Consider the following 12,457-nt stretch of genomic DNA (forward strand, 5'->3'; position numbering starts at 1 on the left):
ATTTGCACGTAAGATCATAGGCAATCCTTCCTTTTTTTCTACTAGTATAGTGTATTAAAAGAATTTATTAGTAGATAACACCTCATTATGATGGCATATATCTATGCTTTCATAAAGACTATGATGATTGAACAAGATATATCTTATAGATATGATGCTGGTTGCATTGCAAACACATGTTGTAATGGTTGGGCACAAACATCTCGATTGCTAATAACATACCAATGTTATTACTTAATCTTGCGCGGAAATCCCGAAATGTATTGTGTCATTTATGAAGCATATCCAAAGTAATACCTCATGTTTCGATGAAAACATGCTATTGGCACCAATTCAGCCAAATCAACATCATTTTTTCTCGGCAAAGCAAAATCTGAGTCTTCAAGCACAATCAGAGCCACAATTCAGTAAATCACTCACATGCGGAATGATTATCTCAAGAAAAACCTGAGTCCGACATGATGCAGCTTTTGCGCGAAGATCTCGTCATTTCTCCAAAGAAAAATTCTGCTGGATGCTACGTTTTAGATACCAGTGCAGGGAAAGAATATGAATTCGGTATGGTCGAGCAGTTTTTAATCGAGCAATTTAGAAAGCCTTATGATCTTGCGTTCGTTCGAAACACAGTCAATTCACAATTTGAGTTGCAGCTCACGTCCGACAACATCAATGAATTCCTTGGCTTGCTTTCAGAATGGGGATTGCTGGATAGCGGTAAAAATCAAGAGCAAAGAATTCAGTCGAGTACAAAAGAAGACTTGAGAACTTCTCAACCTACTAAAAATGTAGATGAAGATACTCCATTACAGCGTAACGCTTTGCACTTATTTAACCCAGAAAAATTACTTGACAACCTGCTGAGAATTTTTTCTTTATTCCGCTTTGTTACGTGGTTAACTCCATTGATTTTTGCTGTAGCCGTTATGACGATTTTATCAAATTGGAATGCTTTTCTTGCTGATTTATCGCTTGCGAATGCACGATTTGGTTTTTTCGGTAGATTACTTTTCGCAGCCTTGATTCTGAATTTTATCTCACAGATTGCTCGTGGTCTTGTAGCGCGCCATTTCGGATTACTCTCCCCCAGTTTTAGTCTGTTTTTTTTTCTTGGCTTAGTTCCGCGATTTAATATCCAGATCATATTATCTGATGCTATAACCAGGCGAAACCGGCTTTGGCTAATAGCAACATCAACATTAGTCAGGCTATGGGTTTTCGCAGGGACATCTCTCATTTGGATCCTTACCCGAACATCAGGCACCTCACTATCAACCATAGCAATCGAATTTGCTTGTGTATCTATTATCGGATTGTTGCTCATTGCAAACCCACTTTGGCCTGGGGAAGGAGCAAATTTTCTCTCCACGTGGCTAGAAATCCCGGACATGCAGCAACGCTCCCGAAAAGCGTTATGGCGTTTCATTTTTGGACAACCCGATCTTGTCAAGCGTTACTCACGCCATACCTCATTTATGATTCTGCTAGGCTTAGCAACAGCCATTCTATTCTTGGGGGTAGTCGGCTATATCATTTACCAATTATTTACATACTTAGAGTCCCATTATCATGGGGCTGGTGTTGCGCTGTTTTTATTTCTTAGTATCTATATAAGTATGGTAATGCGAAGGGGTGCCACAAAAAAACAAATTAATCCTAATGTTGTTTCCATAAAGCAGTCACAAATGAACACCATGCATCGAACACCACAATCAGAATCGAAATTACTCCATCATTGGGGTAAATACTTATTGATTTTCATTACAATTGGTTGTCAATTTTTACCTTATCAATACGAAACTGGCGGAAATGCAGAAGTTTTTCCATCGGCACGCGTATCTGTAACTGCTGATATTGAGGGCATTATTGAAGAGGTATATTTCAAAGGAGGGGAAAGAGTTCAGCCTGGAACTGTGCTTGCGCGCATTGCAGATTACAATCAAATCAACCAACTGCATATACTGGATGCTGAAATTGAAGGTAAAAAATATGAAATTGAACGTTACCGGAGTACACCTTCTGTTGAAGATATTAAGCTAGCGGAAAAGAAAATATCAACCGCAAGGCTACATGCGCAATATAGTCAAGAAAAATTAAAAAAACAAGAATCATTGTTTGAGAAAGGATTTATTTCTTTACAAGCCTTCGAGGACGCGCGTGTAGCAGCGGAGCGAGATGAGCAACTTCTTGATGAAGCGATCGCAAGTATGAAAGCCCTCAAAGCTCAAATTAACCCGTTCCAAATCAAAACCCTTAAGACAGAATTAGAAAAATTACAACGACAGGCAAGTTACCATAGAGAAAAGTTACGTCGAACCAATCTAGTTACACCGATTGGAGGACGTATAGTTACCACGGATCTTCAATATCAGCGCAGCAGTTACTTAGAGGCAGGGAAAAAATTTGCCGATATCGAAGATACAGATACTGTCATAGTGAGAGCAGCTATTCCCGAATCCGATCTCTTTGAGATTTCCGATAAGGCACTACTTACATTGAAATTGTATGCTTATCCCAATCGGAAGTTTGAAGGAATAGTGGATGAGATCGAAGTTATCGCAAATACAGCTGACTACGGACGTGTAGTTTATGTTAGAGGGCATATATCAAATCCGGATGGGGCAATAAAAACAGGGTTAACTGGTTATGCCAAGATTCAGGGAAATGAAACTATCGTATTGTTTGCTTTTACGAGAGCGCTTATTCGTTTCGTAACTATCGAGATCTGGTCTTGGCTACCTTGATAAACATCAGGTGCTGTAGTAGATTATTTCAGAATTGTAAAAGCCTCCGATAGGTTCAATGCATATGCTCATTTCAAGGAAAGAGCGAATAGCGCTAATAAAAGATAAACCTAAGAAACGCTGGTCAACTGCGTTTTTTAGGTTAGAGAAGTAATCCAAATCACTTTGGCAATCATGGCAAGTGCAATACCGCCAGCAAGGGTGGCGAAGCCTTGCTGTAATCTGGGGCCGGCAAGACGCTCGGCAAATATTCTGCCAAGCAGCATGCCTGCGATCGTACCAGTACAAAAGAATAGGGCCATTGACCATTGCATCGCGCCAATAGCTATTGCTGAAATGACGCCAGTAGTCGCAATCAATGCGGTAATTGCCAGCGAGGTCGCCATTATGGACAATATGGGAAGATTAGTGATTTTCCTGAGGGCGGGCACGATCACGAATCCTCCTCCTACGCCCAGCAGACCTGATAGAAAACCTGCTGTGGTGCCTGACAATGCCAATGCTCTGAAACATGGCATTGTCCAAATTAAACGTCCGCTAGCTTTATCCACCTGACAAGGAGAAGCGGAATGCTGAATGCTCATCGCATTTTTACCTTCATGCATGCTTTGGCGAAACATATGCTGGGCAACAAAGATAAGTACGCCAGCAAACAATAAGGTCAAGGATATATTAGGTAAGTGCTGTGCCAGCCATATCCCGGCGGGTGAGGTAAGTGCGCCTATCAAAGCAATGAAACTGGCTGCCCGGTATCTGACTCTTTTCTGTCTGAACGCCAGCAATGCGCTAATTGCTGCCGACAAGCCGACCGCCAGTAAACCAATGGGAGCAGCTTGTGCTACCGTCAGGTCCAGGCTAAACATGAGCAATGGCACTGCGATGATAGTGCCACCTGCCCCTGTCAGGGCAAGTACAATGCCGGTAAATGAGCCGAGCAGAATACTGATTAAGTTAGCGTCCATGCGCTGCTCAGCTTACACCGGTTGAACGGGTTAGCCATTCACGGCCTTTCAACATGCCGTTCCAGTACAGCCAAGGGAACACTTTGGCTTTGAGAAACCAGGCGAATCGCCTTGGGACGGTCGGATCGAGCGGAAAAGTGGGTAGCAATTTTCCGCCAAAACCAAATTCGGCCAGAATCACCTTGCCTTTCTCCACGGTTAGTGGGCAGGCACCGTAGCCGTCGTAAACATCCGGAAGCTCTTTGCCTTCTCTGGCTGCGAGCAGATTATCAGCTACGACCACGATTTGTTTTCTGGCAGCGGCTGCCGTTTTGGCATTAGGCGAGGAGCAGGCATCCCCCAGCGAGAAAATATTGGAGTAACGCACATGCTGCAAAGTTTTAGGATTGACCTCACAGAAGCCTGCCGCATCTGCCAAAGGACTGTTGCTCAGAAAATCCGGCGCGACCTGGGGTGGCGTGACATGCAGCATATCAAATGATTTATCTACGCGTGAGATTTTGCCTTCACTGTCTTTGATTTCGAAGGTGGCAATTCTGTGGTCACCATCAACTTTTACCAAGTTAGAGTTGAAGACCAGTTTGGCGTGATAGCGCTGCACATATTTCATCAGTGACGGCACAAAATCAGCTACCCCAAACAGTACTGCGCTAGCGTTATTAAACTCGACCTCGATGCTATCTAGCACACCTTGATGTAGCCAGTGATCACATGATAGGTACATGGCTTTCTGTGGTGCCCCAGCACATTTGATCGGCATCGGTGGTTGGGTAAACAGCGCCTTGCCCTTTTTGAGATTTTGCGTCAGCGACCAGGTATAAGGTGCCAATTCGAATTGATAGTTGGAGGTAACGCCATTTTTGCCAAGCGTTTGCTGGATACCTTCAATTTTTTCCCATGCCAGACGTATGCCTGGGCATACAATCAATTGTTGATAACCGATCCAGCGGTCATCAACCAAATGAACCAGATTCTGGTCTGGATCGAAACCGCTCGCTGCCACCTGAATCCATTCTGCTTTCGGTGGAATGACATCAGCCATGTTCCGCACTGTTTCCGCGATTTCAAAAGCCCCTCCGCCGACCAGGGTCCAGGCGGGCTGATAATAATGCTTATCACTGGGTTCAATAATAGCGATGCGTAAGGATGGTTGACGATGTAACAGACTGGCCGTGATACCAATTCCCGCAGCTCCTCCTCCTACCACCACGATATCAAAAGCATTGCCCCAATTGCACGCAGGTATCACCGGAAGCAGCTTTTCCTCAGCAGGGGGTGGCAGCGGAGTGGTAGCAGGGGCTTCGCCTGTCCAGCTGCAGGCAGCAGTGACAGTTTCTGTTTCACCTTTTGGTTTTTCCTGTTTTTGTCTGCTCATTTCATACAGCGCTTTTGGTCGGCTGCCGCTTTTGCAGAAAGCAAGCACAGGTTTTTGTAATTCAATCAGTAGTTTGCGGAATGCTTCGCTTTTTTCGATCGAGACTGCCCCGATCTCGACCGGCAAATAAACAAATTGAAGACCAAGCGAGCGCGCTGCCTGTTCTAGTTGTGTGCTGGTTGGTTGCGTCTCTCCGCCTTCATAATCGGGACGGTTGCAGATAACCGATTTATAACCTGCTGCAGCGATTTCTGACAAATCATCCAGACTGATCTGACCAGTAACAGACAGCTTTTCATCCAGTTTGGTCGTGATTATACCCATTTTTTTCTCCTCCAGAAGGGATTGGTCTTTTTAGCTTAAGATGACTACTTTTTTGCTGAGGGTGAGGATTGTTATCGGTGCAATAAAGGTGATACAGCGTTTGCATAATTTCGAATGCTGCCTGACTGGCGAGGTGGTAATAGATATATTTGCCCTTGCGCTCAGTATTTACGAGCTTTTCTTCCCGCAGAACGGTAAGTTGCTGTGAAAGGGTCGGTTGCCGGATTCCGAGCGACTGCTCTAGTTCACCCACATTTTTTTCACCTTGTGCGAGCTGGCAAAGAATGAGTAAACGATCTTCATTAGCCAGCGCTCTCAGCAAGGCGCACGCCTGTGCAGCAGATGCCCGATTTGACACCATGTCAGTCAAATCAGCAGGATTAGCTATTTCTTTTTTGGTTAATTGATTGCTCAGCATAAAAAGTGTTCAAATTTTCTTGTTTAAAAGGGATTGCAAAAATGTTTTGTGTGGGGTGTGCGTCAGCTTATCCATCTTGTTGCTTGGCCTGGCCGGCACGGTATCGTTCCAGTAGCTCAAAAATAGCCATACCAATCAGCATGGCTGCGACAAATACTATCCCGTGCAGACTGCCTGTTCCAACCAGCACCAGACCAGGCCCTGGGCAGATGCCTGACATACCCCAGCCGACACCAAATGCCAGACTACCTAATACCAGCCGCTTATCAATCACGCGGGAAGTAGGTAGAGAAATGGATGAGCCCAGGAAGGTTTTGCCGCGGCGACGTGCTAAGGCAAAAGCCACCATACCAACGCTGATCGCACCCAGCATGACAAATGCCAGTGAGGGGTCCCAGAAGCCGGTCATATCAAGAAATGACAGGACTTTGGCCGGATTTGCCATCTGCGATAAAATCAACCCGATGCCAAAGATCAAGCCAGAGAGTAATGCGATGAATATCGTGCTCATAGGTAGCTCCTTTTCAATAGCGAAATCAGCTCAGAAGATGTCTGATGAGATAAACCGTGGCCACGCCTGTGATGATGAATATGAGTGTAGCAACGATCGAACGGGGCGACAGGCGTGATAACCCACATACGCCATGACCGCTGGTACAGCCTGAGCCATAACGCGTACCCAGACCTACGATCAATCCTGCCAGAGCCATTATTAGGTAGCTGGTATCTATTTGAATGGGGGGTAATTCATTAAACAGTTGCCAGATGAAAGGCGCCAGGATGAGTCCTGAAACGAAAGCAAGTCGCCAGCCGATATCACCCTCCTGCAGCCTGAATAAACCGCCGACTATACCGGAAATGCCGGCAATTCGACCAGCAAGCAATAATAGGATCGCAGTCGCGATACCAATTACCATACCGCCAGCCAGCGCAGATCCGGGTGTGAAGTGTGTCCAATCAATGGTCATGAGAGTTCTCCATGATTTATCTTTATATATAATAATAATTGATATTATGTTAATGAATATATTATAGTCAATTTATATGAATCTATTTGGGCTGAGGAAAGAGGAGAAAACCATGCAACCAAACATCCAAGCATTTTTTGATCCGGCTACTTGGACGGTGACCTACGTGGTGTTTGATGAGCGAGGTGGAAGTTGTGCCATTATTGACCCTGTGCTCGATTACGATCCAAAAGCGGGTAGAACGAATACAGCTTCTGCCGATAAATTGATTGCATTCATCCATGAGCAGCTTTTGACTGTGGGTTGGATTCTCGAAACGCATGCGCATGCCGATCATCTTTCATCTGAGCATTACCTGAAAGGCAAGCTCGGAGGAAAAACGGCGATAGGCGATCACATCCCAGCGGTGCAGCAAACTTTCAAGAAGCTGTTCAATATGGAAGCCCAATTTATCCCGGATGGGTCGCAATTCGATCATTTGCTGGCGGATGACGAATCATTCAGTGTGGGAAAGTTGACTGGTAAAGCTATTTCAGTTTCGGGGCATACGCCAGCCGACATGGCTTATCAGTTTGAAGATGCCATTTTTATCGGTGATAATTTATTTATGCCTGATATAGGCACTGCTCGTGCTGATTTTCCCGGAGGAGATGCACGTCAGCTTTATCGTTCCATCCGTAAATTACTGGATTTCCCCTCAGAAACTAGACTATTCATGTGCCATGATTATCCGCCCAAAGGTCGTGCTGCTCAGTGGCAAAGCACAGTAGCGGAAGAACGTGCTCATAATATTCATGTCCATGATGGTATCAGCGAAGAAGAATTTGTTGCTATGCGCACTGCGCGTGATGCGACCCTGGAAATGCCGGTGCTGATGCTGCCTTCCGTACAGTTCAATGTGCGCGCAGGTCAAATGCCCCCTGCAGAAGATAACGGGCTTTCTTATTTTAAAATACCGATTAATGTAATTTGAGCATTTTTAATATGAATGAAGGTGGAGGGATAAATAATGGCAAACTTTGATAGCAAAAGACGACAATTTCTGCAGTTTGCTGCCTTTGGCACGGTGGTGGCAGCGTGGCCGGGTTTTATTCTGGCGGAAGCAGCAAAAATGAATAATGCGCCCAACAACGCTTTCAAGCCTGATGTGGAAATCGAGCTTACTGCGCGGCCCGACACTGTTTCCCTCAAACCAGGTGCGGCCACCAACGTACTCAAGTACCATGCCAAATTACTTAAAGGTCCCACCACCACGTTAACCTACATGCCAAGCTATCTCGGCCCCACGCTGAATTTTGTGCGTGGCCAGAAAGTTCGTATTATTGCCTATAACGATTTGCCTGAACAGACCGTTGCGCATTGGCACGGCTTGCACGTGCCGCAGAAGATGGATGGACACCCTATGTACGCCATCAATCCGGGTGAGCGCTATATTTATGAATTTGAAATCAAGAATCCTGCTGGCACTAACTGGTATCACGCACATACCCATGAAAAGACTGCCACCCAGGTTTATCAGGGACTGGCAGGATTGATCACCATAAGCGATGAGCAGGAACAAAAACTGGCGCTACCTAGCGATGAATACGATCTTCCGATCGTGATTCAGGATCGGCGCTTCACTGCGGATAATCAGCTGCAATATCTCCAGCATGGCCGGCGTGAGCGCATATTGGGTTTTCTGGGTGATACTATTTTGATCAATGGCCAGATCAATCGTACCATTCCGGTTAAAACCCGTGCGTATCGCCTGCGCTTGCTGAATGGTTCGAATTCGAGGATTTACAAACTCGGCTGGGAAGATGGGACGCCCTTGACCGCAATCGGCACCGATGGCGCTTTGCTGGAAAAGCCTGAAACTTTTCCTTACATCATGCTGGCGCCGGCTGAACGGGTTGAATTATGGGTTGACTTCAGTGGACGTGAGGTTGGCTCCGATCTCATCTTGCAAAGTCTCGAATATCACGGCGTCATGCCGCATATGGGTGGCGGAATGCGAGGCGGGATGGGTATGATGAGAGGTGGGCTCGCGCAAGGAAGTAAATTTCCGTTGGTAAAATTCCATATTGCTGAGAAAACCAGCGAATCACCTCAATTACCGGCTCAGTTGGTCAAATTCCAGCGTTTGACTGACCGTGATGTTGCCAATCCCGACAAACCCATCCAGATTGGCTTGAGCATGATCCATATGTCGCCCAAACTTAACCATCGATCGTTTGAAATGCTGGCTGTGGCTGAATGGGAAAAAGTTCCAGTCAATACCATCCAGAAAATCAGGATTTACCAGGAAGAGCATGGCATGCACGGAGGAGGTAGAAGGGGAATGGGTAGAATGGAGGATGATGCGGATGGTATGGAGGGGAGAGGGGGAAGGAGAGGTGGCAGAGGCGGGATGATGGAGATGGCGCACCCGATCCATCTGCACGAGCAGCAGTTCCAGATACTTTCCCGTTCAATCAAGGATTCGCATGGTAGCGGCTATGCTACTGTCAAGGATGGTTTCATTAATAACGGCTGGAAAGATACCGTGCTGGTCATGCCTGGGGAAGAAGTCATGATTATCAAGCCATTTCAAGATTACACCGGTCTTTATCTTTATCACTGCCATAACCTGGAGCATGAAGATATGGGGATGATGCGGAATTTTTTGGTGAGCTGAATAATTTAAGCTAACTGTGAACCAAATAACAGCGAGGTAATAATTCTAATTCTATTCAACAATGACGCGAAGGCGAGCCGCAGACGGTATCAATAATACGGAAAGGTGAAGCCAACAAGTCAGTCTTGATTTAGAAATGGAATGAGTTACTCTGATAAAATAGAATGTATTATTCAGCGCCTATCCGCGAACTGCTTCAGCGCGGCATCAACATCAAGTAGACATGATAAAAAAAATATTATTGCTGGCCCTTCTTGTATCTCTCATAACGCCTGCGCAGGCAGAATGGGTAAGAATGGATAAGGGTGCAAAACAAGGGGAGACTCATTATTTTGATCCAGAAAGCGTGCAAAAGAACGGTCATTTCAGAAAAGTCTGGGTATTATCCAGTTATGATCAGAAGCAGTCAGGCGGATATCAATCAGTCAAAAGCCTCTATGAGCTTGACTGTAAAGAAGGAAAAGCCCGCTCTTATACCATGCTGCTTTATTCGGATCCCAAAGCGGAAACCGGTGTAATCGGTGCTCAGCATGATCCATCAAATGACTGGTTTAGTTATCCAACCAATTCTCCTCTTAGTCACATCGCTAAGACGGTTTGCGAAAAATAATTTTGTTTATTCTTTTTTGCCATTCAGAGTCAGCTTCATTACGGAGGAAATCCAGGTCGGGATGGCTATGAGCGAGAACGCGAATAGGTCAGGAAATTTTTCAAAACACTTAGGAGATAATTGATATCGCCAGTGGTGTGGTTGGCATTAATTTGGAAACGGATTTCTTCGTCCCCTTTGGGGACGACTGGGTAATTTAAACCGGTTGCTAAAATGCCATTCTGGAAGAGATATTTGATCAGAAGCGCTGTTTGCTGGGTGTCGCGCATGACAAGCGGGGTTACCGGGTGTTCGCCAGGGATGGTTTCTAATCCCAGTTCAGTTAAGCCATTTTCAAAGCGCGCCGTCAGCTTGCGCAATCTTGCTAAACGTTCCGGCCCTTCCTTGCTTCCCAGTATCTTCAGTGAGGCTGTAGCGGCCAGCGCCTCGGATGGGGTAATCGGATTTGAATACACATAAAAAGGGGAGACTTCCCGCAGATAATCAATCACAGGGGTGCTGGCAACCACGTAACCGCCATTGACAGCTAATGCCTTACCCAGCGTGGCAATGAGTATGTCGACTTGGCTTTGGGTGTATTCTTCGGTTCCACGTCCAGTTTGGCCAAACGCGCCTACACCGTGTGAATCATCAGCAATGGTAATAATGCCGTCGGCAAAGCTCTGTTCATATTTCCGGCAGATCGCGACAATTTTATCCAGTGGTGCACAATCACCACGCATACTGAAAATGCCGTCGGTGATGACCAGCACGCGCTTGATCTCAGGCTCGCCTACAGCATTTTTTCCAGAAGCAGAAGTATAAGTACCGAGAATGCGTTCGAGTTCTGCCATATCGAGATGTTGATAAATCTCTTTTTTGGCTGGATGGGACAAGCGAATGGCATTGATGATGCTGTTGTGATTCAGTTGATCGCTTACTACCAGCGTATGTTCATCGATTAACGCGGGAAGAACTCCCATCACAGTTGCATAAGCCGCACTGTAAACCATGGCGGATGCCCGTCCGTGAAATGCCGCCAGGCACTTTTCTAGTTCGATATGCGGTTGGTATGTGCCGGAGATAAAACGAACGGCCCCGGGGCCTGTGCCAAAATGTTTAACGCCTTCTTCTTCTGCTGCTATCACCTTGGGATGTAACGCCAGACCCAAGTAGGAATTGGAGTTCATCAATAAGTACGCCTTTTCATCACTTGCTAGAAGATAACGCGGCCCAAAGTTTTCATCTTCTGCCGGAGTGGGCAATCGACCATTTCTTACCCAGTCGGGCAGGGTGATTTTCGCAATTACTCTCTCAACCCCTTTGTGCGCACCTCTTTTCTTCAGCTCGGCCAGCTTCGAGGTGCAATACGCATTCAATTGTTCAAGAGACATCTCAGCTCCTTATCAACGTTTAACTTAGCTTTTTTGTTAGACGCTCGATCATGTCTTTTGTCATGGTCGCAAGATCATATTGGGATTGCCATCCCCATTCTTCCCGCGCAGCCTGATCATCCATGTGGCGTGGCCATGAATCGGCGATGGCTTGCCGCAGCGGGTCGATCTGATAGTGCAGGGTAAAAGTAGGAATGTGTTTTTGAATTTGCCCTGCCAGCTCTTCGGGCGTAAAACTCATCGCACTAATATTAAATGCATTGCGATGTTTTAGCTGCTGTGGGTCGGCTTCCATCAGCTCAATGGCAGCCCGCACGGCGTCAGGCATATACATCATATCGAGAATTGTGCCTTCAGCTAAAAAGCAGGTGTATTGCTTTTGCTGAATAGCCTGGTAAAAAATCTCGACGGCGTAATCGGTCGTTCCTCCGCCAGGTAACGTTTCATAGGAAATCAATCCAGGATAGCGGACACCGCGGGTATCTACGCCAAAACGGGTGAAGTAATAATCGCACAATAGTTCACCAGCTACTTTACACACACCATACATGGTGTTGGGGCGCTGAATCGTATCCTGAGGCGTGTTGTCACGCGGAGTGCCTGGTCCAAAAGCGCCGATCGAACTGGGAAAGAAAACGGCGCAACCATAGGTGCGACTTACTTCTAAAACATTTTGCAGTCCTTCCACATTGATTTTCCAGGCAGTCTGCGGGTTTTTTTCAGCGACGGCCGACAATAGGGCGGCCAGGTGAAAAATGGTATCAATGCGAAAGTCTTGCACAATTTTTGTAAGCGCATCGATATCGGCCGTATCAAGCGAGGTGTAGGGCCCTTCTTCTACCAAAGCTTTTGAGGGTGTTCTTTTATGTCCGGCCGCGAGGACATGATCGCTGCCGTATTTTTTTCGCAGCGCAGGAACCAGTTCAGAACCAATTTGCCCGGTCGCGCCGGTTACCAAGATGTGATTCATAAATTCCTTATTTTTGAATTTCAGGAGCGGTCAGAAAGATGGCATTGTCGAAAAATT

Annotated in this window: 11 protein-coding genes; 4 read left to right on the forward strand and 7 right to left on the reverse strand. The window is 46.2% G+C overall.

Features of this window, described 5'->3' with window-relative positions; genetic code table 11:
* The first annotated feature begins 458 nt into the window (after positions 1-458).
* Positions 459-2,741 carry an HlyD family secretion protein gene (locus BM122_RS03750; RefSeq protein ID WP_074903780.1) on the forward strand — a complete coding sequence of 761 codons (2,283 nt, stop codon included), beginning with the start codon at positions 459-461 and terminating at the stop codon, positions 2,739-2,741.
* 137 nt (positions 2,742-2,878) lie between these two features.
* On the opposite strand, the gene BM122_RS03755 is transcribed toward BM122_RS03750, so the two are convergent.
* The 5 genes from BM122_RS03755 to BM122_RS03775 all read right to left on the reverse strand — a co-directional run bounded on the left by BM122_RS03755 (position 2,879) and on the right by BM122_RS03775 (position 6,788).
* Positions 2,879-3,703: a sulfite exporter TauE/SafE family protein gene (locus BM122_RS03755; protein ID WP_074903782.1), complete on the reverse strand. Its 825-nt coding sequence runs from the start codon at positions 3,701-3,703 to the stop codon at positions 2,879-2,881.
* Between the two features lie 7 nt (positions 3,704-3,710).
* Entirely contained in the window at positions 3,711-5,402 is a 1,692-nt protein-coding gene (locus BM122_RS03760; RefSeq protein WP_074903784.1) for a bifunctional protein tyrosine phosphatase family protein/NAD(P)/FAD-dependent oxidoreductase, read from the reverse strand.
* Entirely contained in the window at positions 5,374-5,820 is a 447-nt protein-coding gene (locus BM122_RS03765; RefSeq protein WP_083398319.1) for an ArsR/SmtB family transcription factor, read from the reverse strand. The genes BM122_RS03760 and BM122_RS03765 overlap by 29 nt, the downstream gene beginning before the upstream one ends.
* Positions 5,821-5,887: 67 nt before the next feature.
* The gene (locus BM122_RS03770; protein WP_074903787.1) at positions 5,888-6,331 is read right to left on the reverse strand and encodes a YeeE/YedE family protein; all 444 of its coding nucleotides are present in this window, start codon (positions 6,329-6,331) and stop codon (positions 5,888-5,890) included.
* Positions 6,332-6,356: 25 nt separating this feature from the next.
* On the reverse strand, positions 6,357-6,788 hold the full coding sequence (locus BM122_RS03775; RefSeq protein WP_074903789.1) for a YeeE/YedE family protein: 432 nt from the start codon (positions 6,786-6,788) through the stop codon (positions 6,357-6,359).
* A 112-nt stretch (positions 6,789-6,900) separates the two neighbouring features.
* On the opposite strand from BM122_RS03775, the gene BM122_RS03780 reads away from it, so the two are divergent.
* The 3 genes from BM122_RS03780 to BM122_RS03790 all read left to right on the forward strand — a co-directional run bounded on the left by BM122_RS03780 (position 6,901) and on the right by BM122_RS03790 (position 10,057).
* Positions 6,901-7,761 carry an MBL fold metallo-hydrolase gene (locus tag BM122_RS03780; RefSeq protein ID WP_074903790.1) on the forward strand — a complete coding sequence of 287 codons (861 nt, stop codon included), beginning with the start codon at positions 6,901-6,903 and terminating at the stop codon, positions 7,759-7,761.
* Between the two features lie 36 nt (positions 7,762-7,797).
* Entirely contained in the window at positions 7,798-9,447 is a 1,650-nt protein-coding gene (locus BM122_RS03785; protein WP_074903792.1) for a multicopper oxidase family protein, read from the forward strand.
* Positions 9,448-9,670: 223 nt separating this feature from the next.
* Positions 9,671-10,057: a surface-adhesin E family protein gene (locus BM122_RS03790; protein WP_256211858.1), complete on the forward strand. Its 387-nt coding sequence runs from the start codon at positions 9,671-9,673 to the stop codon at positions 10,055-10,057.
* A gap of 65 nt (positions 10,058-10,122) precedes the next feature.
* Here the strand turns inward: BM122_RS03790 and BM122_RS03795 are convergent, their stop codons facing one another.
* Positions 10,123-11,430, reverse strand: coding sequence for an aminotransferase class I/II-fold pyridoxal phosphate-dependent enzyme (locus BM122_RS03795; RefSeq protein WP_074903794.1), 1,308 nt, complete (start codon positions 11,428-11,430; stop codon positions 10,123-10,125).
* A gap of 19 nt (positions 11,431-11,449) precedes the next feature.
* Complete coding sequence (locus BM122_RS03800) at positions 11,450-12,400, reverse strand: L-threonine 3-dehydrogenase (RefSeq protein ID WP_074903796.1); 951 nt, start codon at positions 12,398-12,400, stop codon at positions 11,450-11,452.
* Between the last annotated feature and the right edge of the window lie 57 nt (positions 12,401-12,457).

Source organism: Nitrosomonas communis (genome assembly GCF_900114745.1).
GTDB lineage: Bacteria > Pseudomonadota > Gammaproteobacteria > Burkholderiales > Nitrosomonadaceae > Nitrosomonas > Nitrosomonas communis_A.